Annotated in this window: 25 protein-coding genes and 5 pseudogenes; 21 read left to right on the forward strand and 9 right to left on the reverse strand. The window is 35.3% G+C overall.

The window, feature by feature from the left end:
- Window position 1 precedes the first annotated feature (1 nt).
- The 14 genes and pseudogenes from rnpM to dpaB form a co-directional block, all read left to right on the forward strand.
- Window positions 2-274 (forward strand): RNase P modulator RnpM, encoded by a 273-nt coding sequence (rnpM, locus tag CN288_RS04405; protein WP_026590333.1) that lies wholly within the window; start codon window positions 2-4, stop codon window positions 272-274.
- Window positions 275-586, forward strand: a complete 312-nt coding sequence (locus CN288_RS04410; protein WP_026590334.1) for a YlxQ family RNA-binding protein — start codon at window positions 275-277, stop codon at window positions 584-586. It abuts the gene before it with no gap.
- Window positions 587-590: 4 nt separating this feature from the next.
- Entirely contained in the window at window positions 591-2,657 is a 2,067-nt protein-coding gene (gene infB / locus CN288_RS04415) for a translation initiation factor IF-2 (protein ID WP_026590335.1), read from the forward strand.
- Window positions 2,654-2,935: a DUF503 domain-containing protein gene (locus CN288_RS04420; RefSeq protein ID WP_026590336.1), complete on the forward strand. Its 282-nt coding sequence runs from the start codon at window positions 2,654-2,656 to the stop codon at window positions 2,933-2,935. Before infB ends, CN288_RS04420 begins: the two co-directional genes overlap by 4 nt.
- Window positions 2,936-2,950: 15 nt before the next feature.
- Window positions 2,951-3,307 (forward strand): 30S ribosome-binding factor RbfA, encoded by a 357-nt coding sequence (gene rbfA, locus CN288_RS04425; RefSeq protein ID WP_017151269.1) that lies wholly within the window; start codon window positions 2,951-2,953, stop codon window positions 3,305-3,307.
- 216 nt (window positions 3,308-3,523) lie between these two features.
- Window positions 3,524-4,447 (forward strand): tRNA pseudouridine(55) synthase TruB, encoded by a 924-nt coding sequence (truB, locus tag CN288_RS04430; protein ID WP_026590337.1) that lies wholly within the window; start codon window positions 3,524-3,526, stop codon window positions 4,445-4,447.
- Window positions 4,448-4,490: 43 nt separating this feature from the next.
- A complete protein-coding gene (gene ribF / locus CN288_RS04435; RefSeq protein ID WP_026590338.1) occupies window positions 4,491-5,462 on the forward strand; it encodes a bifunctional riboflavin kinase/FAD synthetase in 972 nt (323 codons plus the stop codon).
- Window positions 5,463-5,562: 100 nt separating this feature from the next.
- On the forward strand, window positions 5,563-5,832 hold the full coding sequence (gene rpsO, locus CN288_RS04440; RefSeq protein ID WP_001229392.1) for a 30S ribosomal protein S15: 270 nt from the start codon (window positions 5,563-5,565) through the stop codon (window positions 5,830-5,832).
- Between the two features lie 160 nt (window positions 5,833-5,992).
- Window positions 5,993-8,146 (forward strand): polyribonucleotide nucleotidyltransferase, encoded by a 2,154-nt coding sequence (gene pnp, locus CN288_RS04445; protein WP_026590339.1) that lies wholly within the window; start codon window positions 5,993-5,995, stop codon window positions 8,144-8,146.
- Window positions 8,147-8,308: 162 nt separating this feature from the next.
- Window positions 8,309-9,208, forward strand: coding sequence for a polysaccharide deacetylase family protein (locus tag CN288_RS04450; protein ID WP_026590340.1), 900 nt, complete (start codon window positions 8,309-8,311; stop codon window positions 9,206-9,208).
- 86 nt (window positions 9,209-9,294) lie between these two features.
- On the forward strand, window positions 9,295-10,533 hold the full coding sequence (locus tag CN288_RS04455; protein WP_026590341.1) for a M16 family metallopeptidase: 1,239 nt from the start codon (window positions 9,295-9,297) through the stop codon (window positions 10,531-10,533).
- A gap of 198 nt (window positions 10,534-10,731) precedes the next feature.
- A complete protein-coding gene (locus tag CN288_RS04460) occupies window positions 10,732-10,983 on the forward strand; it encodes a YlmC/YmxH family sporulation protein (protein ID WP_026590342.1) in 252 nt (83 codons plus the stop codon).
- Window positions 10,984-11,290: 307 nt separating this feature from the next.
- Window positions 11,291-12,193: a dipicolinic acid synthetase subunit A gene (dpaA, locus tag CN288_RS04465; RefSeq protein WP_098301824.1), complete on the forward strand. Its 903-nt coding sequence runs from the start codon at window positions 11,291-11,293 to the stop codon at window positions 12,191-12,193.
- Window positions 12,190-12,615: pseudogene (gene dpaB / locus CN288_RS04470) on the forward strand (dipicolinate synthase subunit B); the annotation flags it as partial. The gene dpaA and the pseudogene dpaB, both read left to right, overlap by 4 nt.
- Window positions 12,616-12,647: 32 nt before the next feature.
- On the opposite strand, the gene CN288_RS04475 reads toward dpaB, so the two are convergent.
- Both CN288_RS04475 and CN288_RS29985 read right to left on the reverse strand, forming a co-directional pair.
- The gene (locus CN288_RS04475; protein ID WP_098301825.1) at window positions 12,648-14,195 is read right to left on the reverse strand and encodes a recombinase family protein; all 1,548 of its coding nucleotides are present in this window, start codon (window positions 14,193-14,195) and stop codon (window positions 12,648-12,650) included.
- A 92-nt stretch (window positions 14,196-14,287) separates the two neighbouring features.
- Window positions 14,288-14,511 (reverse strand): annotated as a pseudogene (locus tag CN288_RS29985) (ImmA/IrrE family metallo-endopeptidase); the annotation flags it as partial.
- A gap of 117 nt (window positions 14,512-14,628) precedes the next feature.
- Between CN288_RS29985 and CN288_RS04485 the strand changes: the two are divergent.
- On the forward strand, window positions 14,629-14,862 hold the full coding sequence (locus CN288_RS04485) for a hypothetical protein (protein WP_208017123.1): 234 nt from the start codon (window positions 14,629-14,631) through the stop codon (window positions 14,860-14,862).
- 151 nt (window positions 14,863-15,013) lie between these two features.
- Window positions 15,014-15,136: pseudogene (locus CN288_RS04490) on the forward strand (DUF3954 domain-containing protein); the annotation flags it as partial.
- A 310-nt stretch (window positions 15,137-15,446) separates the two neighbouring features.
- Here CN288_RS04490 and CN288_RS04495 read toward each other — a convergent pair.
- Entirely contained in the window at window positions 15,447-15,917 is a 471-nt protein-coding gene (locus CN288_RS04495) for a hypothetical protein (protein ID WP_026590346.1), read from the reverse strand.
- 281 nt (window positions 15,918-16,198) lie between these two features.
- Between CN288_RS04495 and CN288_RS04500 the strand changes: the two genes are divergently transcribed.
- Window positions 16,199-16,444 (forward strand): DUF3947 family protein, encoded by a 246-nt coding sequence (locus CN288_RS04500; RefSeq protein WP_098301826.1) that lies wholly within the window; start codon window positions 16,199-16,201, stop codon window positions 16,442-16,444.
- 1,218 nt (window positions 16,445-17,662) lie between these two features.
- On the opposite strand, the gene CN288_RS04505 is transcribed toward CN288_RS04500, so the two are convergent.
- Complete coding sequence (locus CN288_RS04505) at window positions 17,663-18,118, reverse strand: hypothetical protein (RefSeq protein ID WP_026590348.1); 456 nt, start codon at window positions 18,116-18,118, stop codon at window positions 17,663-17,665.
- Between the two features lie 307 nt (window positions 18,119-18,425).
- Here CN288_RS04505 and CN288_RS04510 point away from each other — a divergent pair, with 307 nt between their 5' ends.
- The gene (locus CN288_RS04510) at window positions 18,426-18,650 is read left to right on the forward strand and encodes a hypothetical protein (protein WP_090687090.1); all 225 of its coding nucleotides are present in this window, start codon (window positions 18,426-18,428) and stop codon (window positions 18,648-18,650) included.
- 93 nt (window positions 18,651-18,743) lie between these two features.
- On the opposite strand, the gene CN288_RS04515 is transcribed toward CN288_RS04510, so the two are convergent.
- From CN288_RS04515 to CN288_RS29400, 3 genes and pseudogenes are all read right to left on the reverse strand, one after another.
- Window positions 18,744-19,256, reverse strand: a complete 513-nt coding sequence (locus tag CN288_RS04515) for a hypothetical protein (protein WP_098301827.1) — start codon at window positions 19,254-19,256, stop codon at window positions 18,744-18,746.
- A 1,126-nt stretch (window positions 19,257-20,382) separates the two neighbouring features.
- Window positions 20,383-20,559 (reverse strand): hypothetical protein, encoded by a 177-nt coding sequence (locus CN288_RS28605; protein WP_176527642.1) that lies wholly within the window; start codon window positions 20,557-20,559, stop codon window positions 20,383-20,385.
- Window positions 20,552-20,779, reverse strand: a pseudogene (locus CN288_RS29400) (hypothetical protein); the annotation flags it as partial. The pseudogene CN288_RS29400 and the gene CN288_RS28605, both read right to left, overlap by 8 nt.
- Before the next feature lie 237 nt (window positions 20,780-21,016).
- On the opposite strand from CN288_RS29400, the pseudogene CN288_RS04525 reads away from it, so the two are divergent.
- The 3 genes and pseudogenes from CN288_RS04525 to CN288_RS04530 all read left to right on the forward strand — a co-directional run.
- Window positions 21,017-21,356: pseudogene (locus CN288_RS04525) on the forward strand (terminase large subunit); the annotation flags it as partial.
- A gap of 2 nt (window positions 21,357-21,358) precedes the next feature.
- Window positions 21,359-21,511: a hypothetical protein gene (locus CN288_RS28610; RefSeq protein ID WP_170833593.1), complete on the forward strand. Its 153-nt coding sequence runs from the start codon at window positions 21,359-21,361 to the stop codon at window positions 21,509-21,511.
- Window positions 21,512-21,681: 170 nt separating this feature from the next.
- Complete coding sequence (locus CN288_RS04530; RefSeq protein WP_026590353.1) at window positions 21,682-22,023, forward strand: YmaF family protein; 342 nt, start codon at window positions 21,682-21,684, stop codon at window positions 22,021-22,023.
- 117 nt (window positions 22,024-22,140) lie between these two features.
- Here the strand turns inward: CN288_RS04530 and CN288_RS04535 are convergent, their stop codons facing one another.
- A complete protein-coding gene (locus CN288_RS04535) occupies window positions 22,141-22,578 on the reverse strand; it encodes a DUF1259 domain-containing protein (RefSeq protein WP_026590354.1) in 438 nt (145 codons plus the stop codon).
- A gap of 187 nt (window positions 22,579-22,765) precedes the next feature.
- Entirely contained in the window at window positions 22,766-22,900 is a 135-nt protein-coding gene (locus tag CN288_RS29405) for a hypothetical protein (protein ID WP_255259945.1), read from the reverse strand.
- Window positions 22,901-22,954 lie beyond the last annotated feature (54 nt).

The raw sequence follows: 22,954 nt of genomic DNA on the forward strand, positions 1-22,954 counted from the left end.
GGTGAGCAATCGGAAAGTTCCGTTAAGAAAATGTGTTGCAACGCAAGAAATGAAATCAAAACGCGAGCTCGTTCGCATTGTTCGTTCCAAAGAGGGCGAAGTGTCCATTGATTTAACTGGAAAGAAATCAGGACGCGGTGCATATTTGTCAAAGGACAAGGAATGTATTATTCAAGCACAAAAGAAAAATATTTTGGAACATCATCTAAAAGCGAAGATCGACAGTTCTCTTTACGAAGAGCTTCTTGAGCTCGTTGAGAAGGAGTCGAAATAGGTGTCCGATTGGAAAGCGTTTTTAGGACTAGCAAACCGTGCTCGAAAAATAATTTCGGGTGAAGAACTCGTTTTAAAAGAGGTACGAAGTGGCAAAGCAAAGCTTGTGTTGCTTTCTGAAGATGCGTCAGTGAACACTACAAAGCGCATCACTGATAAAACCACGTACTACAACATACCAATGAGAAAAGTCGAAAATCGACAACAATTAGGGCATGCGATTGGGAGAGACGAGCGAGTCGTTGTAGCTGTGTTAGATGAAGGCTTTGCGAAAAAGCTGCGTAGCATGCTCGATACAACTTACCGGGGGTGAAGGTATGAGTAAGATTCGAGTGTATGAATATGCAAAGAAACACAATATCTCAAGTAAAGATATTATTACAAAACTAAAAGAAATGAATATCGAGGTTTCGAATCATATGACAATGTTAGACGATGAAGTAGTAAACAAATTAGATAATCAATATAATACTGGAGCAGAAAAACCTTCTGTTGCAGATGAGTTTGAAGTAGAAGAAAAAGTTGTTCGCAGCAAAAAGAACAGTAATAAGAAGAAGAAAAAAGGCAAAGGAAATGAAGACAAACGTCAAGAAAACTTTGCTGGAAGACAACAAACGCAAGTTGTAGAAACACCAGACAAAATCACTTTCTCTGGTACGCTTACAGTAGGCGATCTTGCAAAAAAACTAGGAAAAGAGCCATCTGAACTTATTAAAAAGCTCTTTATGCTAGGTATTATGGCAACAATTAACCAAGATTTAGATAAAGATACAATTGAGTTACTTGCTGCTGATTACGGAATCGAAGTAGAAGAAGAAGTAATCGTAAGTGAAACAGAGTTTGAAACATTTATCGACGAGCAAGACGATGAAGAAAACTTAAAAGAGCGTCCAGCTGTTGTTACAATTATGGGACACGTTGACCATGGTAAAACAACATTGCTTGATTCTATCCGTAATTCAAAAGTAACTGCTGGCGAAGCTGGTGGAATTACACAGCACATTGGTGCATACCAAGTTGAAGTAAATGACAAGAAAATTACGTTCTTAGATACACCAGGTCACGCAGCGTTTACAACAATGCGCGCACGTGGTGCACAAGTTACAGATATTACAATCCTTGTTGTTGCAGCAGATGATGGTGTTATGCCACAAACTGTTGAAGCAATTAACCATGCTAAAGCAGCAGGAGTACCAATTATTGTTGCTGTGAATAAAATGGATAAACCATCGGCAAATCCGGATCGTGTAATGCAAGAATTAACAGAATATGAATTAGTTCCAGAAGCTTGGGGCGGAGATACAATTTTTGTACCAATTTCTGCAATTCAAGGTGAAGGAATTGACAACTTGCTAGAAATGATTCTACTTGTAAGTGAAGTAGAAGAATATAAAGCAAACCCAAATCGTTATGCAACTGGTACTGTAATTGAAGCACAGCTTGATAAAGGTAAAGGAACAATCGCAACATTACTTGTACAAAATGGTACACTTCGAGTAGGAGATCCAATTGTTGTTGGAACGTCATTCGGACGTGTTCGTGCGATGGTAAGTGACATCGGGCGTCGTGTAAAAGTTGCTGGTCCATCTACTCCTGTTGAAATTACAGGTTTAAATGAAGTACCACAAGCGGGCGATCGTTTCATGGCATTTGCTGATGAGAAGAAAGCGCGTCAAATTGGTGAATCACGTGCACAACAAGCATTGCTTGCACAGCGTGGTGAAAAATCTAAATTAAGCCTAGAAGATTTATTCCAACAAATCCAAGAAGGCGATGTAAAAGAAATTAACCTAATTGTGAAAGCGGACGTACAAGGTTCTGTAGAAGCAATGGCAGCATCACTTCGTAAAATTGATGTTGAAGGCGTAAAGGTGAAAATTATCCACACAGGCGTAGGTGCGATTACAGAGTCTGATATTATTTTAGCTTCTGCATCTAATGCAATTGTAATTGGATTTAACGTACGTCCTGACGTAAACGCGAAACGTACAGCTGAGTTAGAAAATGTTGATATTCGTTTACACCGTATTATTTATAAAGTAATCGAAGAGATCGAGGCGGCAATGCAAGGTATGCTTGATCCTGAATTCGAAGAGAAAGTAATTGGTCAAGCGGAAGTTCGTCAAACATTTAAAGTAACAAAAGTTGGAACAATCGCAGGTTGTTACGTAACAGACGGTAAAATTACGCGTGATAGCGGTGTTCGTATTATCCGTGATGGTGTAGTAATTTACGAAGGTCAACTTGATACGTTAAAACGTTTCAAAGACGATGTGAAAGAAGTTGCACAAAACTATGAGTGCGGTATTACAATTGAGAAATACAACGATCTTAAAGAAGGAGACATCATTGAAGCATACATTATGGAAGAAGTGAAGCGATGATTATCGCTTCACTCTCATTCGAGTGTATGATCTATGATGTGCATTCTTTAAAAGAGAAACGTGCAATTTTACAGCGTGTGCTAACCCGTGTGAAACAGCGTTACAATGTGGCTATTTCGGAAGTAGGACATCAAGATGTATGGCAACGTACAGAAATTGCAATTGTTTCCGTATCCTCAAATCGTGTTGTCTGTGAAAAAGAAATAAATCGTGTACTTGCGTACATTGATTCATTTCCTGAGATTGAACGTACGATAACACAATTGGAATGGTATTGAATGAGGTGAATAGTTATGAAACTACGTGCAAACCGTGTTGGCGAGCAAATGAAAAAAGAATTAGGTGACATTATTAGTCGCAAAATTAAAGACCCACGTGTTGGATTTGTTACAGTAACAGATGTACAAGTGAGTGGAGATTTACAAATTGCTAAAGTGTATATTTCTGTTTTAGGAGATGAAGAGCAGAAAGAAAATACATTAAAGGGTTTAGCGAAAGCGAAAGGCTTTATTCGTTCAGAAATTGGCCAACGTATTCGTCTTCGTAAAACGCCGGAGATTTCCTTTGAATTTGATGAGTCTATCGGATATGGTCATCGAATTGATACACTTTTACATGAAATTAATAAAGACGGTAAACGTGAAGAATAATGGATAGACATTTGTCTATCCATTTTTTCAATGGAAAGTAAGTTTTGCATATAGATGAGTGTTCTAAAATGAGGCTAAAGAGAGCTGAGTAGTTCGAGGTGCGGAAGTCAGGGGGATACGGTATATAGACCTTATCTATTACGAGAACCAAACTGAAGACACAGGCGAAGAAATGCGTTAATATTTTCTACAAAAGTATTATGATGAGGTGAACATATGGAAGGTGTAGTACTATTACATAAACCAAAAGGAATGACATCACACGATTGTGTATTTAAATTAAGAAAGATATTGCGTGAAAAGAGAATTGGTCATACAGGAACATTAGACCCAGATGTAACAGGAGTATTACCAATTTGTGTAGGGCGTGCCACAAAGATTGCGCAATTTTTAACAAGCGAAACAAAAACATATGAAGGTGAAGTTACAATAGGGTTTTCAACAACAACAGAAGATGCTTCTGGTGAAGTGGTGGAAAAACAAGATGTAAATCGCGTAATTACACGTACCGAAGTGGAAACCGTATTAGCAGAATTAACGGGTACACTTGAGCAAGTACCTCCCATGTATTCAGCTGTAAAAGTAAACGGAAAGAAACTATATGAATACGCAAGAGCAGGGCAAGAAGTTGAACGCCCGGTTCGTACAATAACAATCCACGAATTTGTATTACTTGATGATCGTGAAGTATTTGAAGGGAAGAATCTTTCATTCCGCTTCCGTGTTACATGTAGCAAAGGAACGTATGTGAGAACATTAGCGGTTATGATTGGTGAAAAACTAGGGTTCCCAGCACATATGTCACATCTTGTGAGAACAGCTTCAGGAGAATTTTTGCTAGAAGATTGCATATCATTTGAAGAAATTGAAGAAAACATGCAAAATGGAACAGTAGAGTCTATTTTTATCTCAATTGATGAAGCGTTAAGTAAATTTCCAAAAATGGTTGTAGATGAAAAACAAGCAGAAAAGATAAAAAATGGTATGTTTTTAAAGAATGAATTGCAAGTTACAGCGCCGTTAATTACAATATTTGATAAAAATGAACGTTGTTTAGCGATTTATGAACATCATCCAAAACACCCTGGCATGTTAAAGCCAATGAAAGTGCTTGTTAACAATCAAGAACTAAAGCTATAATAAATTATTGGAAGGATTATTACAGAAAAAGGTGAATTCAGGCGTGAAACTCATTCATTTAACTCATCCACACGAACAAAATAAAATAGAATTACCACCTACTGTAATGGCATTAGGATTTTTTGATGGCATTCATTTAGGGCATCAACGTGTGATTCGAACAGCAAAAAAAATAGCGGATGAAAGAGGATATAAAAGTGCTGTCATAACCTTTCATCCACACCCATCTGTTGTTTTAGGAAAAAAAGAAGCGCATGTGGAGTATATTACACCGTTATCTATTAAAGAAAAAGTAATTGCAGATTTAGGAATTGATATGTTATATGTGGTGAAATTCGATGAATCATTTGCTGGATTACAGCCACAACAGTTTGTAGATGAATATATTATTGGGCTAAATGTAAAACATGTAGTAGCAGGTTTTGACTATTCATATGGCCGTTTAGGAAAAGGGACGATGGAGACTTTACCATTTCATGCAAGAGGGGAGTTTACACAGACCGTGATTGAAAGAGTTGAGTTTCAAGAAGAGAAAGTAAGTTCCACAGCATTACGAAAACTGATTCGAAATGGAGAAATGGAACAAATCCCATCTATTTTAGGTAGGGCTTATACAGTAGAGGGAACGGTTGTGCACGGAGATAAACGTGGACGTCAAATTGGCTTTCCAACAGCTAATGTAGCTTTGAGCGATGAATACCTTCTGCCACCTGTTGGTGTATATGCGGTAAGATTAAAAGTTCATGATGAGTGGCATGATGGCGTATGTAACATTGGCTATAAACCAACATTTAAAGAAGATGAACGTAAATTGTCTATTGAAGTGCATCTATTCCATTTCAATGAGGATATATATAATCAGGTTGTTACTGTTGAGTGGCATATGCGTATTCGAGAAGAGAAAAAATTTAATGGTATTGATGAATTAGTTACCCAAATTGCAAAAGATAAAAAAACAGCACAAGAATATTTTAGTACTGGAAAGAATATACTTGCTTTTTCGAATGAAAAGTAGTATTCTATGTTATGTACTTTATGACAACCATTGCTTGGCATTGCGACTCACCGACGCTTGCTCGGTAATTGGGGGTTTAATTAATAGGAGGTGAAATAGGATGGCTTTAACACAAGAGCGTAAAAATGAAATCATTGCACAATTTAGAACTCATGAGACTGATACTGGTTCTCCAGAGGTTCAAATTGCTGTCCTAACAGAGCAAATTAATACTCTAAACGAGCACTTACGTACTCACAAGAAAGATCATCATTCACGTCGTGGTCTATTAAAGATGGTTGGTAAACGTCGTAACTTACTTACTTACCTTCGTAATAGCGATATCACACGTTACCGTGAATTAATCACAAAGCTTGGCTTACGTCGATAGTCAAAGAAGCGGGAATATTCCCGCTTTTTTGTTAGGTAAAAATATATCTTCTACTCTTAATAGCTTACTTAAATTTCGGTAATACTAGAGGAAGAATATTGTGATATATTAGCCATTTACATAGAAGAATTGAATATTTTAAACTGAGAGGGGTACTTAAATGAGTCAAGAAAAGCAAGTCTTCTCGATAGATTTAGCTGGTCGTCAGCTAACAATTGAAACAGGCCAGCTTGCAAAACAAGCAAATGGGGCAGTATTAGTAAGATATGGCGACACAGCAGTTCTATCTACAGCAACTGCATCAAAAGAGCCAAAAAATGTAGATTTCTTCCCGCTTACAGTAAACTATGAAGAGCGTTTATATGCAGTTGGAAAAATCCCAGGTGGTTTTATTAAACGTGAAGGTCGTCCAAGTGAAAAAGCAATTTTAGCAAGTCGTTTAATTGACCGACCAATTCGCCCACTTTTCGCAGATGGCTTCCGTAATGAAGTACAAGTTGTCAGCATCGTTATGAGTGTTGACCAAGATTGTTCTTCTGAGATGGCAGCTATGTTAGGTTCTTCATTAGCGTTATCGATCTCAGATATTCCATTTGAAGGTCCGATTGCTGGTGCAACAGTTGGTCGTATCGATGGCGAATTCATTATTAACCCAACAGTTGAACAGCAAGAGAAAAGTGATATTCATCTTGTTGTAGCGGGTACAAAAGATGCGATTAACATGGTAGAAGCAGGTGCAGATCAGGTACCTGAAGAAACAATGTTAGAAGCAATTATGTTCGGTCATGACGAAATTAAACGTTTAATTGCTTTCCAAGAAGAGATTGTACAAGCTATTGGTAAAGAAAAAGCAGAAGTAGTGCTTTATGAAGTTAATGCCGATCTTGATACAGTTATTCGTGAAATGGCAGAGAAAGATATGCATGCTGCAATTCAAGTGCATGAAAAACACGCGCGTGAAGATGCGATTAGCGAAGTGAAAAAACGTGTAATTGAGCATTATGAAGCACAAGAAGTTGATGCAGAAATATTAGGACAAGTAAATGAGATTTTATATAAAATTGTAAAAGAAGAAGTACGTCGTCTTATTACAGTTGAAAAAATCCGCCCAGATGGACGTAAGAGTGACGAAATCCGCCCGTTAGCATCAGAGGTAGGTATTTTATCTCGTACGCACGGTTCTGGACTATTTACACGTGGACAAACACAAGCACTAAGTATTTGTACATTAGGTGCATTAGGCGATGTGCAAATTTTAGATGGTCTTGGTGTAGAAGAATCGAAACGCTTTATGCATCATTATAATTTCCCATCCTTTAGTGTTGGTGAAACAAGACCGATGCGTGGACCAGGTCGTCGTGAAATTGGTCACGGTGCATTAGGTGAACGTGCTCTTGAACCTGTAATTCCATCTGAAAAGGACTTCCCGTATACAGTTCGTCTTGTATCAGAAGTATTAGAATCTAATGGATCTACTTCACAAGCAAGTATTTGTGGAAGTACGTTAGCGATGATGGATGCGGGTGTGCCATTAAAAGCACCAGTTGCTGGTATTGCAATGGGTCTAGTGAAATCTGGTGAGCACTACACAATTTTAACGGATATTCAAGGCATGGAAGATCATCTAGGTGATATGGACTTTAAAGTGGCAGGTACAGCAAAAGGTGTAACTGCATTACAAATGGACATTAAAATTGAAGGTTTATCTCGCGAAATTTTAGAAGAAGCATTACAACAAGCTAAAATCGGGCGTATGCATATTCTAGATCATATGTTGTCTGTGATTGCTGAACCGCGTAAAGAGCTATCTGCATATGCTCCAAAAATTATTACAATGACAATTAATCCAGATAAAATTCGCGATGTTATTGGACCAAGCGGTAAACAAATTAATAAGATTATTGAAGAAACAGGCGTGAAAATTGATATCGAACAAGACGGTACAGTATTTATTTCATCAATTGATCAAGAAATGAATGAAAAAGCGAAGAAAATTATCGAAGATATCGTTCGCGAAGTACAAGTGGGCGAAATCTACTTAGGAAAAGTAAAACGTATCGAGAAATTCGGAGCTTTCGTTGAATTATTTAGTGGTAAAGATGGACTTGTTCATATTTCTGAACTTGCACTTGAGCGTGTAGGTAAAGTAGAAGACGTTGTGAAAATCGGTGATGAGATTTCAGTAAAAGTTATCGAAATTGATAAACAAGGTCGTGTGAACTTATCTAGAAAAGTATTGTTAAAAGAAGAGCAAGAAAAAGAAGCAGCAAAAGAAGAAGCTTCACAAGAAGAAAATATACAAGAACAGAAGTAAGTAAAAAAAGCCAGGATTCCTGGCTTTTTTTGTTAAATAAAAATACATTTGATGCATAGATTTTTATTAGTGAAAGGTATAGTTTTCATGATAACGCTTAAATTAACAAAGATAAGAAGAGAATGGACTTTTCTTATTTGTATAGTTAATGGGAGGGTTTAGATGAGAACTCGTATCTTTGTATTCATAGCTATATTCTTATTTTGTATAGGCCTATGCTCGTATTCAGTGTTGGCAAATGACGATTTATATGAAAAAATTCAGAAACAAGCGAAACAGTATTCAATTGCACCACAAAATGCGATAATTGATAAGATTTGGAAGGCGACACCAGGGTATAATGGTAAAGAGGTTGATATTGAAGCATCATATAATTACATGAAGAATATAGGGAATTTTGATGAGAAGCACCTTGTATATCGGGAAGTTTCACCAAGCATACACTTAGAAGATTTATCGCCTTCTCCTATTTATCGTGGAAACCCAAATAAAAAAATGGTAGGATTAACCATAAATGTGGCATGGGGAAATGAATATCTTCCGCGTATATTAGAAACATTGAAAAAGCACAATGTAAAGGCAACGTTTTTTCTAGAAGGACGCTGGGTAAAAGAAAATTTACGATTTGCAAAAATGATCGTAGATGCAGGGCAAGAAGTAGGAAATCATTCTTATACACACCCAGATATGAAAACGCTATCTAGAACTCAGATACAAGAACAATTACAAAAGACAAATCAAATTATTGAGGCAGCTACAAATCAAAAAGTACGATGGTTTGCACCACCGAGTGGAAGTTTTCGTGATGAAGTTGTAGAAGTAGCGGCCGGGTTAAAGATGGGGACTATTATGTGGACAGTTGATACAATTGATTGGAAACGCCCTGAGCCTGAAGTACTTCTTCAGCGTGTGATGAGGAAAGTGCACCCAGGTGCAATTGTACTGATGCACCCGACATCCCCAACAGCGGAAGCGCTTAATACAATGATTTTACAGTTGAAAAAACAAGGATATAAAGTAGGTAATATTACGGAATTATTAGATGAAAAACGCATTGATTAAATACATTTACATGACATTCATGTTCAAACTTGTTATCATTAAATAATAGCAATTATTTAGAGAAACTGGCATTAGGAGGAAAGTTTTTGATTAAAAAATATACTTGTAAAAATGGTGTAAGGATCGTTATGGAGAACATACCAACTGTACGTTCAGTTGCGATTGGTATATGGATTCATGCTGGTTCTAGAAATGAAAATGAGAAAAATAATGGGGTTTCGCACTTTTTAGAGCACATGTTTTTTAAAGGAACAGAGACGCGTAGTGCAAGAGAAATTGCAGAATCATTTGATAGCATTGGTGGGCAAGTAAATGCGTTTACTTCAAAAGAATATACGTGCTATTATGCGAAAGTGCTAGATGAACATGCTAAGTATGCGTTAGATGTTTTAGCGGATATGTTCTTTAATTCAACATTTGATGAAGAGGAATTGAAGAAAGAGAAGAATGTTGTATTTGAAGAAATTAAAATGTATGAAGATACACCAGATGATATCGTACATGACATGTTAACGAAAGCAACATATGAAACGCATCCGCTTGGATACCCAATTCTAGGTACAGAAGAAACGCTTGAAACATTTACAGGGGATACACTGCGTCAATATATAAAAGATCATTATACACCTGAAAATGTTGTAGTTTCGATTGCTGGAAATATTGATGAAACATTTGTTCAAACGGTGGAACAATATTTCGGTAACTATGAGGGAACAACAAATCGTGAACAAGTACATAGCCCAATTTTTCATTTTAATAAAGTTGCTCGCAAGAAGGAAACAGAGCAAGCTCATTTATGTTTAGGATTCCAAGGATTGCAAATGGGACATGAAGATATTTATAACTTAATTGTATTAAATAATATATTAGGTGGAAGTATGAGTAGCCGCTTATTCCAAGAAGTGCGTGAACAAAGAGGATTAGCATACTCAGTGTTCTCGTATCATTCTTCTTATGAAGATACAGGGATGTTAACACTTTATGGTGGTACAGGAAGCCAACAATTAAATACTTTATATGATACAATGCAAGAAACTTTAGAGACGTTGAAAAATACCGGTATTACAGAGAAAGAACTTGTGAACAGTAAAGAACAGCTTAAAGGAAATTTAATGTTGAGTTTAGAGAGTACGAATAGTCGTATGAGTCGTAATGGTAAAAATGAATTACTTCTTAGAAAACACCGTTCTCTTGATGAAATTATTGAGAGTGTAAACAAAGTGACGAAAAAAGATGTAGATACATTGGTTCGCACTATGTTTACCAATGAATTTTCTGCAGCACTAATTAGTCCAAATGGAGAGCTTCCAAAAGGAATGAAATAAGGCGAAATAACCGTATCTCTTACGAGGAGATGCGGTTATTTTTATGTAGTAAGCTTTTTAACGTTATAAGAGATTTTGAATGTTAGGAAGAGGATTTCATTTTCTTGGTATTTTTTAGAGATATGTAGAATACGTACTTATTACAGGATGAGATTTGAGAATATTGTACGAAAGATTTTGGGTAAAGGAGAGAGTGACATGCGTTTAAGTGAATTAAGTGGAAAAGAAATTGTGGATTTGGAACGTGCGGAAAGAATGGGGATTTTAGGTCATGCTGATTTAGAAATAAACGAGAAGGATGGGAAAATTCAAGCTCTTATTATACCAGTGGGAAAATGGGGTGGTTTCAAAAGAGAACAGCAAGAAGTAAGGGTAGAATGGAGCCGGATTAAAAAGGTCGGTCATGATATGATTATTTTTGATCTTGCAAACCGTCCAGGCTCACAGTAAAAGATAACCATTTCGGTTGTCTTTTTTTTCTATTTCTAGGTAGTAATACACTACTTTCAGGCTTAGTAAAAAGTGGGAGATAAAATGCTCCCCTATAGAAGTTCAATTGGAGAAGGCTAATAATTCATGTTAATAAAAGAACACCTAATGAATATAGCTTTATTTTATAGAATTTCACATGTTTAGAAATAGTGGATGCCTTTGTTTTTCAATCACCTCTAACTCGTACGGTACATATGATGTGGAGGAAAAAGAAAAAGTAGGCGCTTTTCTTATAAATGATAGAAAAAAGAAGGTGAAGTAGGGAATGTTGACTGAGATGCACATCGCTGTCATAGGAGGAGACGCAAGACAGCTAGAAGTGATTCGTAAGTTAGTTGAACTTGATGCAAAACTTTCATTAGTAGGGTTCGATCAGCTGGATCATGGTTTTACAGGGGCAGCAAAAGAGAGTATGCAAGATCTAGATTTCACTTCTTTAGATGCAATTATTTTGCCGGTAGCAGGAACAAATGCAAAAGGGGAAGTAGATACTATTTTTTCAAATGAAAAAATTGTGATTACGAAGGAACAAGTTGAAAAAACACCAGCAAGCTTTACTATATATTCAGGAATTGGTACACCGTATTTGGAGAATATTGTAAATACTACAAATCGAAAACTTGTGAAATTATTCGATCGTGATGATGTAGCGATCTACAATTCTATTCCAACGGTAGAAGGAACATTAATGATGGTTATTCAAAATACAGATTATACGATTCACGGTTCGAATGTAATGGTTTTAGGATTTGGTAGAACTGGAATGAGTGTAGCTAGGGCTTTTCAATCACTAGGAGCGCATGTCAAAGTAGGAGCAAGGCGCTCGGAACATATCGCTCGTATTTCAGAAATGATGTTTTCTCCTTTTTATATGCATAACATCGAGGAGGAAGTAAGTGATATTGATATTGTTATTAATACAATTCCACACCTTGTTGTAACAGCAAGTGTCATTTCACGGATGCCGGCGCACACTTTAATTATTGACCTAGCCTCTAGACCAGGTGGCACGGACTTTCGCTATGCAGAGAAACGAGGAGTTAAAGCATTGCTAGCGCCAGGTCTTCCCGGAATTGTTGCACCGAAAACAGCGGGGCAAATTTTGGCGAATGTTCTTTCTCAGCTATTAACAGCAGAGATGGTTGCAAGAGAGGAGAATGGGAAATGAGTTTGAAAGGGAAGCGGATTGGCTTTGGATTTACAGGTTCGCATTGTACGTATGCAGAAGTTATGCCACATGTAGAAAAGCTGATTGCAGAGGGGGTGGAAGTACTGCCAGTTGTTTCATACACTGTACAAACAACAAATACTAGATTTGGTGAAGGGGCAGAGTGGATTGAAAGAATTGAGGAGATAACAGGAAATAAGGTTATTAATTCTATCGTAGGGGCAGAACCACTTGGTCCCAAAATACCATTAGATTGTATGGTGATTGCTCCACTAACAGGAAATTCAATGAGTAAATTTGCTAATGCGATGACAGATTCTCCGGTACTAATGGCAGCAAAGGCAACGCTTCGGAATGGGAAACCCGTTGTATTAGCTGTTTCGACAAATGATGCTCTTGGTCTAAATGGTGTAAACCTAATTACACCAAGAGGATGACGACAAAAAGCAAACGCTTATTTGTCGCCATCTTTAGGGAGCTTAGGGTAGAGCACAAGCTTGAAATCGTCGAGCCTTTGCCATTTTTCTTTCGTGTAAATAGCTTTTTTCAGAACAGACTTTAACAGGCTATTCTTTTTCATTGGATCATCTGTTTTGAAATAAAGATTTAATACATGCTCTACTTGAGGAATCGTATCTTTTTTTACGCGTTCCTTTGTTATTTCAGTATTAATTTCCTTTTGGAGGTTCTCCATCATGTCAGTAATTTCATTCATGCGATCTGATACAACATTAGAACGTTCCAAAAACATATCAACCGTATAAACGCCTCGTTCTAATAAATCGTGTAAATTATTTTTTTGCTTTTGAACATCTAATAATTCTTTTTCAAGCTTGCGTAATGTAGCTTGATTTATTTTTATTACTTGCTTTTCTTTAGAAAGACTGTCTTGAATATTTTTAGCAAAATCAGCTTTGTAATTGATATACCATTCCTTTAAAGCCTCGAGTAAACGTCTTTCGATTAATTCTGTATAGCTTGATTTGTTTTCACAACCACGGTGTTTACAATCCATTGTCTTTTTTCGATTCTTTGGATACCTTTGCACCATGCTGTATCCGCATTTCCCACATCTGATAATTCCGGCTAGGGGATTCTTTAATCCATTCGTATTATAAGGAACGTGATATCTTGTATTTAATTTCTCCTGTGCTTTTTCAAATAAACTTTCTGAGATAATCGAATCATGTTTTCCATCTGCAATAATCCATTCTGATTTATCTTGTCTAGTGCAACTACGTTTCGTTGCATCCGGATGTTTCACTTCTTTTCTTTTTTGCCACGTTACTTTTCCGATGTAAATATTATTTTTTAACATATCTAACACGCTGTATGGATTCCAGTCGTTCCCTAATTTACTTTTATAGCCAAGCTGATTTAATTTGTTCGTAATCATGGAGGCTCCCATATCCTCATTTGCATACCATTCAAATATCATTCTGACAACAGAGGCTTCTTCTAGATTAATCGTTAACGTACGCTCACGCTTATTTAAGCGATGGATATCGTATCCGTATGGTGCGTGCGTACCAAGGTAATTGCCAGCCTCTACACTTGCAATACGACCACGTTGCATCCGGCGGGTAATAATCTTTAACTCTTTACGCGCCATAAACGCCTCAAATTCACTGTATTCTTCGTCCCACTCATCGTTAAGGTCATAAGTCTTCCTAGGTGTCATAATCTTCGTATTGGAGCGTTTAAATGTCTCTAAAATGATTCCTTGTTCTTTCATGCCACCACGACCTAAACGGTCCATATCCATGCAAAGAACAACGTCATATTTGTTATCCTCAATTTCTTCGAGTAGTGCTAACATCTCAGGACGTTTCACTAAGCTCTCACCAGAAACGATTTCCTCACGAACAGCTAAAACATTTAAACTTTTCTCTTTAGCGATTTTCAGCAGGGTAGTGCGGTGTTTTGCTAAAGTTTCGCCTTCACCACGTGCTTCGGCTTCTAGATCAGCGCGTGATTTACGTAAGTAGATCGCGGTTCTCATAGCAGTACCTCCTGTATTCAGTATTAATTATACGAAGAGTACATGACATAAATTATAAAAATTCAATGTTTAAGTAGAAGTTATAGTTTTTATTATGTAATTAGACATGTTTGTGAAAAAATATTTTCCAAATGACAAGCTAGCAGCTGATTTTCATAATGCAACAAGTGTTGCTTCGCAGGATGAATGAAACATTGAAAGTTTTTGCAATGAGATATATCGATTCTTTTCTTGTTTCGGGGAGGTTTAATGTCCTTGACATAAAAGTAACAATACAAAAATGTAGTTTGAAATTGTTTGCTTTTGCTTCTTTGTAGCCTTAAAAATCGCAGAAGCATTAGAAAGTACTGTAGAAAAAATTTAAAAATATAACGTGCGAAAAGCGCACTTATAAACTAGTTAGAAAGAAAGGGGGAAAATATCAGCACTTCCAATGGCAGTACCAATTGATCTAAAGCATAAATATATAAAAAGCACTTCAAGAGGTGACATCATGAGCCAACAAGAGGAATATGCAGCGACTTATGAATTTGGAAAAACGAAAGTTTATGTTGTGGCTCCTGAACCTAAAACACAAAAGGAAATTGAAAACATCCTTCGAGCATATTACGAGGCTGGTTGGGCCATCATCAAAGAAATGCAAGCAAAAGAAAGTATCGAGGATTAATTCCTCTTTTTTTCATAAAAAATAGACAAGTTATGTATTCTATAAATTTTATTGTAATTCTTTGAAAACTGAATACGGAGGTGAACAAATATGGGAACAAGTATATATTGCAATTCATCGATAGGTGGATTGCTACGTAATGCTAGAGAATGTTGTGAAAGATGGACAAATTCATTCAATAGAGCCACCAACAAGTGGTCATGGGGAACAGTCCTTTGTATATAAAAGTGGAAAAGTAACTCGTATGGATGAGCGGAAAACACAGTTACTTTAATCAAATTTGAATTTTGTTCGGGATGAAAATTTAGTGAAACAAAAAGTAATGAATACAAGGAAAAATCCCTGGGGGACAGGGATTCGATAAGGGAGATATTGTTGTCGTGCAATGTCGAAATTTGGCGTATTCAACAAATTAATATTATCATGAATTTTCAGTGGATTGTGATAGTGGATGTGTCAAAAATGTGTACAGATTTCATATAAAAGCGTTATTTGTTAAGAAATGAGGAGGTGTAATAGTGAATAATTGGATGGTGATATGAAAAAAGAATCCTTTATATAAAGGATTCTTCTGGTGATGAATTTTAACCTTCATAGTCACATTCATTACAAGAATTATCTTTTTCATTACAGCAAATACAGAACGTTTTTTGGATAAATATATTCCCGACACTAGGACTGTTAGTGGTATTTGAGAAAGTAAGGCTTTCGAAATCTTCCACTTGAAATATCCGTGGTGAATCCTCTTCACTTAATCTAGCGGTAATTGGTATGCGAGATCCTCTTGTTCGAATAGTTACTTCAAAAGGGGCACTATTACCAGCAGCAGAAATCTGAATTAATGTTTTATTGTGATTTTTGGTAAAGTCTTCAAAAATAGTTCTTGAAGTGTTAGGGCGTAAGAAAAAATCTAGGGGGATATTTCCAGTTAAATTTACTCCCGATCCGGAAATTGTATGAGTCTCAACGAAACATTTATGTTCTTTTTGACTAGAATACGAGTGATATTGGTTTTTATAACACTTCTTACCATTTTCATAAAAATAATCCGCCATACGTATGTCACTCTCCTTGTTAGTTGTCCATATATATTATTTGTGAAATAGAAATGGTGCTTGGACGAAATTTAAAAAATTTAAGGGATTTATTATGTACCGAAAAGTCAGTAAAAGGGTGGGGGAAAATCAGTTGGATAAAATGGACGAAAGCGTTATTTGAATAGAAAGAGGTTAGAGAATGATAAGGTAAAAAGTTTCACAAATTATCAACTTTAAATCAATGTTCATAGTATGAAAGGTGACGGGTGAGAATATTTACGAGGGTGGGGTGAATAAAAATGTTTCCCAGTTATTTTTACAATGAAATGCGAAAGCGTCCTTTAGGTGGGCATGGTCCTGCGCAAAGTACAATTCAAGCTGTTCACCAGGCTATACAAGCACAGCAACAAGCGATACAAGCACAACAAATGCAACAAAGTATACAACCTTACTATCATTCATTGCAATATTATTATCCAATGTACATTATGCAGTATAGGATACCTTTTTCAACGGTTCCGTATGAAACTGCATATTATTTGTAGCAAATAGTCACAGAAGACATAACTGTTCGATGGACACTTATTCATAAATAGTTTAACAAAAACGTTATTTGATAAAAAAGAGCACATGTGTGAATGTGCTCTTAGAAAGATAGCAATCTATGAGAGAGGGTCTTCATACAATAAAGTATGCTTGTCTCATTAAGGCGTGTCAAAAATAAACAAAAGCGCCACTTTGAAGCAGAATGTGAATGTTGATTCAGGAAAAGGAAAAATAAAAATAGATATTGAAAGCCAGATGAAGACCCTAATATCTTTTGAAAAACTTTTGTAGTCAGATTTTCCTTCTGAAGTGAATTTTTTATATTGTATGTTGTTTTTTGATAGCTGAGTATGTCCGTAAAAGAATAAAAACGCTAAATTTAATGAATATTTTATTTAAAAAAAACATCACAATAAAAAGAGCACCTTCGAACAGTGCTCTGTAAAGGAAAAGAATCTTTGCAATTAATTGAAAAGTTGTAAAAGGATACCGTTCAGTTTATAGCTTAGATATTATTTTTTGATTCAAAATAGCATATGAGTATTGAGGGAGAAGTGTGAAAAAACAAAAGAGCAGCTAGCAAAAGCTAACTGTTTGGTTCATGGGTAATAGAGAAAGTAACTTAATGGGTTATCTATTATATTGACGGAAGATTTATTAAATAATCATAGTGATAATTTATTATTTATTTTAACTTAAGGCTGGTTCCAAAAAAGTGACATACCAACAAAATATAGAACTATTAAAAGGAAAATTGCTATGAAAATAACTGAAAAAATCTTTTTCATTAGTAGACCTCCTTTATGAAGAATATTAACATTTATCCAGAATTTGAACAAAATAGTTATTTAAATAAAAGAAACCCCGTTTATCTACGGGGCTCCTAAGGGTAATCGTCAAGTAATGACGTACTCGACTAATTAACCGTAACATGAACTTTTTGGAAATAATACTGGTAAATGTGTCCAAATGAATCAGGACCGTCATTTTGAATAAAATCGTTATTTCATAATAAATAATCTAAGAGCACACATATAAGCGTGCTCTTAGATTAGAAAGGTAGATTTCTATGAGTAGAGAATCTCCATACAATAACATATGCTTGTCCAGTATAAATGTGAAAAGTTTTTAATAAAAACGCTATTTTAATTGCAAATAAAAAGAGCACATTCATGTATGCGCTCTTGGATAACGGTTGTTGTATTTTATTTTAGTGCTTATCTTTCATCGGATGTATCAAATTTATCAATCAATTTAAAGATAATTTCTAGAAGAACTGTAAATAAAATAGCAAAAATCAACACGGCATGAGGGGATAATTTCACCGTTGTAAAATTAAGATTTGCTAACCCAAAATATCCGACATACATCGTAAGAAATGTACTAACAATTGAAATTGTGAATCCTAAGAAACCTAATTCTATTAGTTTTTCCTCAGATAGTTTGAATACTCGTAATATGAAAGAGAAGATTATTCCAAATATGAAAAAGCCAATAGATAACGTCAATAGTGACATTATACTTGTATATTCAATGTCATTAGGCATCCATTGTTTCATTCCTACAATTATAACTGTAGGGAGAACAATAGGTAGTACCAGTGGTAACACTATTTGAAGAACTGCAAATAGTCCATTGATGTTATTTGTTTCATTGTTATTTTGATTATTCATAAAGCCTCCAAAAAATAATATGAAGATTAATATCCTAGAGGATTTTAACACAAAAGTATTAGTAAAGATACATTCAAAAATAAAGATGGATTTAAACAAAAATTTCATATTGTAATAATATACAGAGTTTATTGGGGATGATTCTATAAATAAAAACTCTACTCTCAACGACGAGAGCAGAGTTCATGGATGCAGTTGCTGAGTTCGTGGGATGGTGAACGCCAGCAATTGAATAATATCATGATTATTCAGAAAAAACACCGAGTAAATATTTCTAACTTTTCTAATAATAGTAAATTGATGTGAAATGAATAAAATCGTTATTTACATTGTATATGTAAAAAGAGCATCTGATATAGGTGCTCCTAGAAAGAAGATTCCAATGCCTTTAAGTCTCCTTGTTTATATTGATTATTTATATGCTAGTTTCATTGTAAATGTGAAAGTCGAAATAACTGAAGTGAAATATGTATACAAAAAAGAGCACTATATAAAAGTGCTCTTTCAAGAACTTGTATTGTTATTTATTTAATACTAATAATTACTAACAAAAAGAAATTGAAGTTTGCTTACTGCTATATAAGATACAGAAAATTTACTATTGTAGGGATTGCCATGAATGTGCTTATTGAAATTGTTGTTGACCGCCCATTTGCTGTCCTTGTTGGTTACCCATTTGCATACCTTGTTGACCGCCCATTTGCTGCCCTTGTTGGTTACCCATTTGCATACCTTGTTGACCGCCCATTTGTTGCCCTTGTTGTCCACCCGTTTGACCAACTTGTGATTGAGCCTGAGAAATAGCTTGATTTACTTGGCTTAATGTCTGATTAGCTTGTAGATACTGTAAACCTTGATTTAATGTTTGAATAGCTTGTTGGATAGTTTGTTGTAATTGTTGATCAGCTTGTTGCATTTGTTGTTGAGACTGTTGGCTAAATTGTTGAAGCTGTTGCATCAGTTGGTTAGCTTGTTGCAATCCTTGTTGCGGCTGTTGTTGTTGACCTTGAGATGCTTGAGATAAAGACTGTTGTAACTGCTGAATTTGATCTTTAAGACTAGTTAATTCTTGTGAAACTTCTAAATCAGCAGCTTTTCGTGCCACAGCTTCAACTTTTTTCTCTGTTCGTTTGTCCATTTTATAATCCTCCTTTTGTACCCACATAGTAGTGAGCAACATCTTTTATATTGTGCAAATTTTTGGGTTAAATACTAAATAAAAAAATAAATTTAAAATACAGAGAATTAGGAAAGGGGCATAAAGATAAAGTTTTAATTACAAATAGGACAAGCGAAATCGCTTGTCCCATGAGGAGTAAATTAACTTAGGTAGATTTTAAAAGTAACAAAATGACTCGTATTGGTAAATTGACTCATGAATAGTATGTGTGAATGGGAAAGGATTATACAACAAAATAACAGACAACTGAAAAAGTTGTCTGTTATTAAAGCCCTTGGATAACGGTGGGGAGTCCGTCAGAGAAATTATGGAAATGTCAATAGCTTTTTAAAGAGTCTGTACAAAATCAGCATTGATTATACAAAATTTGTTAATGATTTGGCAGACAACATTTTTAGTTGCCTGCCTGTGGGTCTCATGAGTTTGTGAGATTAACTAATGGCATACTCATTGAAAGAGGGAGTGAACCGCTAGTTCGAATGGCTTATGGATAGTGTGTGCAGCCTTTTTGAAAATATGTAAAAAGGATATGTCTATTTAAAAAATCAAATATAGCACAAATATAGCGTGTTCATAGGAAGATGGGTTTTTATGAGTGATGTTCTCTATACAATAACATATGCTTGTTTCGTTTAAATGTGTCAAAAATCAACAAAAACGCCATTTGATACTGAAATTATCCACTATAAAAAGAGCACTATATACGTGCTCTTATCAGGGCCTCAGAGAGTGGAATGTGGCACACATGATAATATATGTAAGTTACTCATCAAGGTGTAAATATCTAACAAAAATTTCATTTTATAAAAAACATCACAATAAAAAGAGTACCTTCGAACAGTGCTCTTTAAGAGGAAATAAGCCTTGGAATCAATTGAAAAGTTGTAAAAGGATACCTTTCATTTTAATGCTTAGATATTATTTTTGATTCAAAATAGTATATGAGTATTGAGGAAGAAGTGTGAAAAAAACAAAAAAGCAGCTAGCAAAGGCTAACTGCTCGGCTCCAATGGGGGAATGGAGAAAGATTATATCTACAGTATTTGCGGAATATTGAGTTTTATTCAGGGAGGAAGAGAGAAAGTTATGTTACATATTTGATGAAGAATTCTTTTATTAATAGTAACGTTCCCAAAAGAAACAAGATTTCAATCGTGAACCAGAACATACTTTTTTGTGGATTTTTAAATTCCATCATTACGGAGAAAAATAAATAACTTGCAATGAGCATGATAATAAAGAGACGGATTATATCAGACATTTATAGCACTCCTTACAATTAACCACTTGTTACGTCTTCTCATTACTATTGTTACAGCAAAATAGAAAACAATCAGGGCCACTGCTGTAATAGCAAAATATTTAACATAGGGGCCAGCTACTTCGTTTATATTCTCCCACTTTTCTACAAGCTTCCAACCTAGATATACAAATAAGGCCGACCAAGGAATAATTGCAAGCGTAGTAAGCGTAATAAATCTAAAAACACAATAACAAGGAATGTGAACAAGCATATATTCATACAATTGTATGGATAGTTCGTTTTCAATATGTTATCCCATAATTTTTCAAGAGAAAGCACTTAATTTTTGGGAGTGCTCTCTTTCACATTTTAAGAAGGACAAGCATATATTGGAGTATGGGACAAGATCTCCAAGGTCCTATTCAATACTCATTGAAAACTCCTACACATTTGGGCATCTACTGACGTGGATGCTCTTTTTATTGAACAAAATGGGCGCATACTCTATCGTAAATTCTTGTGGATGTTAGGGCGCGGCGGTGATAAAAACGGTCTAATGTCCGTTATTATCCACTTTTTAATCAGTGAATTGCATGGTATTCCAGAATATAATACTTCTGTTGTTGCAAACAGTGAAGAGCAAGCAGAAACAAGCTCTGATGAAGTAAAGAAAACTGTTCGCAGACATGAAATTTTGAAAAAAAGCTTTTAAAGCAACTGAAACACAAACGACTTCGAAGGCTACTGGAAGTATAGTGAAGTTTAGAACATCAAACGGAGATACGAAAGATAGTCTTCGTGATGGTGAGGTTCTGATGTGCGCTTACGTGAATTTTCTACAACGAACTCAAAAGTAGTAGGTGTACTAGAACAAAAAGATTACGAGATTGATGGTCGTGAAGGTGATTGGGTTCATGTAAAAGATCGCGGATGGATTTATTTTGGTGAGTATATTCGTTGGGTTAGATAATACAAGATCTATCCTTAATTTAGGGTGTTTTTTAGATACTACTAACAATGGTACATTATATCAACCTCACATGTATAGGTTATACAAGTATGAGTTGTTATTAAGAATCACTTTTTTGTTCTAAACATATAGTTTATAGAAGTAATCTTTATGTACAAGGGGTGGGTAGATTGGATAGAAAAGTAAGAAAAAATGATTTTGTTTCCGGATTTGTACCACATCATAACCATGGATCTGTTGATTATACATCCGTGGCAGATGGTCATGTACATCAATGTTTGGATGTAACATCACCACCAATTCCGACGCAAGAGGGAGGACATATTCACTATACAGAAGGATATGTTCTATTTGAGGATGGGCACACCCATTATTATAAGGCATACTCAGGACCAGCCATTCCTGTTGGAAATGGAATGCATGTTCATTATTATGATTTTTACACGACTGAAGATGATGGGCATAAACACCATGTTAAAGGAGTGGATCAACCTGCTCCAGGGAATAAATAAAAATTATAATACAGCAATTACTATCCAAAAAGGGCATTAGAGATGTCCTTTACTTAAAAATCATAAAGATAAATAAAACACAGGGAGGATTAAAATCCCCCCTGTTGTAAAATCAGACTATCCTCTTAATACTCTAAATGCTGCTCTTATTTTTCTAGCAAATTCTAATGGTGGTTCAATAGATTCAAAGTGCATATACATTGCCCGTGGTTCGTCAAATAACCAGTGATTATGAATCGCTGTAACTATAATATCTCTTTTTCTAAGTTCAGTTAATAACGGGTTAATTTCTTCTTGTAAAAGCACAGTTTCTCCTAAATTTAACGCATTACCTCTACTATCCAGATCTTCAAATGAAAAAAATTGAGGGTTTACAAGTGGAGACCTTGTTCTACGTCCAAGAATCGTAAATCTAATATTACGAAACTTTTGTACCAAACATACTCCCTCCGGAGTGACTGATCCCTCTCCACCTAAGATTCTCGCAAATTCATTACATAATTGACTGCTAGATGAACATCTAGATTCGCATGAATGATAATCATCTGAATACATAAAATCCCTTCTTTCCATATATACGTAGTGTTAGGGACAAGCAATTCCCTATAATAAAATATTCATACTATACGGAAAAGGTTTGGACTATTTATTTACTACTAATGAGATTAAATACTATAATCCTTACATAATTATTTATTAATACTTATATTTTCATATTCGGACTAAAGAAAATCCTTGTTTTTTACCCTTTTTTTAGGTTCTGTCCTTCGCTTTTTATTTGAATATCTCTAATTGTTTTATTTATATTTAAATAGAACACTAAATAAGAACTGTCTGTGCTAATTGTTCCATACGTTGCAATAGGATCATAACTCATGAAAAGACCTCCTTGAAATAACACCTAAATCATACCAATCTCATGCAACAACTG

The sequence above is a fragment of the Bacillus sp. AFS023182 genome, from assembly GCF_002560575.1.
Classification (GTDB): Bacteria; Bacillota; Bacilli; order Bacillales; family Bacillaceae_G; genus Bacillus_A; species Bacillus_A arachidis.

Bases quoted from the DNA above. Each gene is read 5' to 3' on its own strand.
- infB (WP_026590335.1), top strand. From the start codon at position 591: ATGAGTAAGATTCGAGTGTATGAATATGCAAAGAAACACAATATCTCA.
- CN288_RS04420 (WP_026590336.1), top strand. From the start codon at position 2,654: ATGATTATCGCTTCACTCTCATTCGAGTGTATGATCTATGATGTGCAT.
- rbfA (WP_017151269.1), top strand. From the start codon at position 2,951: ATGAAACTACGTGCAAACCGTGTTGGCGAGCAAATGAAAAAAGAATTA.
- truB (WP_026590337.1), top strand. From the start codon at position 3,524: ATGGAAGGTGTAGTACTATTACATAAACCAAAAGGAATGACATCACAC.
- rpsO (WP_001229392.1), top strand. From the start codon at position 5,563: ATGGCTTTAACACAAGAGCGTAAAAATGAAATCATTGCACAATTTAGA.
- pnp (WP_026590339.1), top strand. From the start codon at position 5,993: ATGAGTCAAGAAAAGCAAGTCTTCTCGATAGATTTAGCTGGTCGTCAG.
- CN288_RS04450 (WP_026590340.1), top strand. From the start codon at position 8,309: ATGAGAACTCGTATCTTTGTATTCATAGCTATATTCTTATTTTGTATA.
- CN288_RS04460 (WP_026590342.1), top strand. From the start codon at position 10,732: ATGCGTTTAAGTGAATTAAGTGGAAAAGAAATTGTGGATTTGGAACGT.
- dpaA (WP_098301824.1), top strand. From the start codon at position 11,291: ATGTTGACTGAGATGCACATCGCTGTCATAGGAGGAGACGCAAGACAG.
- CN288_RS04475 (WP_098301825.1), bottom strand. From the start codon at position 14,195: ATGAGAACCGCGATCTACTTACGTAAATCACGCGCTGATCTAGAAGCC.
- CN288_RS04485 (WP_208017123.1), top strand. From the start codon at position 14,629: ATGGCAGTACCAATTGATCTAAAGCATAAATATATAAAAAGCACTTCA.
- CN288_RS04495 (WP_026590346.1), bottom strand. From the start codon at position 15,917: ATGGCGGATTATTTTTATGAAAATGGTAAGAAGTGTTATAAAAACCAA.
- CN288_RS04500 (WP_098301826.1), top strand. From the start codon at position 16,199: ATGTTTCCCAGTTATTTTTACAATGAAATGCGAAAGCGTCCTTTAGGT.
- CN288_RS04505 (WP_026590348.1), bottom strand. From the start codon at position 18,118: ATGAATAATCAAAATAACAATGAAACAAATAACATCAATGGACTATTT.
- CN288_RS04510 (WP_090687090.1), top strand. From the start codon at position 18,426: ATGAATAAAATCGTTATTTACATTGTATATGTAAAAAGAGCATCTGAT.
- CN288_RS04515 (WP_098301827.1), bottom strand. From the start codon at position 19,256: ATGGACAAACGAACAGAGAAAAAAGTTGAAGCTGTGGCACGAAAAGCT.
- CN288_RS28605 (WP_176527642.1), bottom strand. From the start codon at position 20,559: ATGTCTGATATAATCCGTCTCTTTATTATCATGCTCATTGCAAGTTAT.
- CN288_RS04535 (WP_026590354.1), bottom strand. From the start codon at position 22,578: ATGTATTCAGATGATTATCATTCATGCGAATCTAGATGTTCATCTAGC.
- CN288_RS29405 (WP_255259945.1), bottom strand. From the start codon at position 22,900: ATGAGTTATGATCCTATTGCAACGTATGGAACAATTAGCACAGACAGT.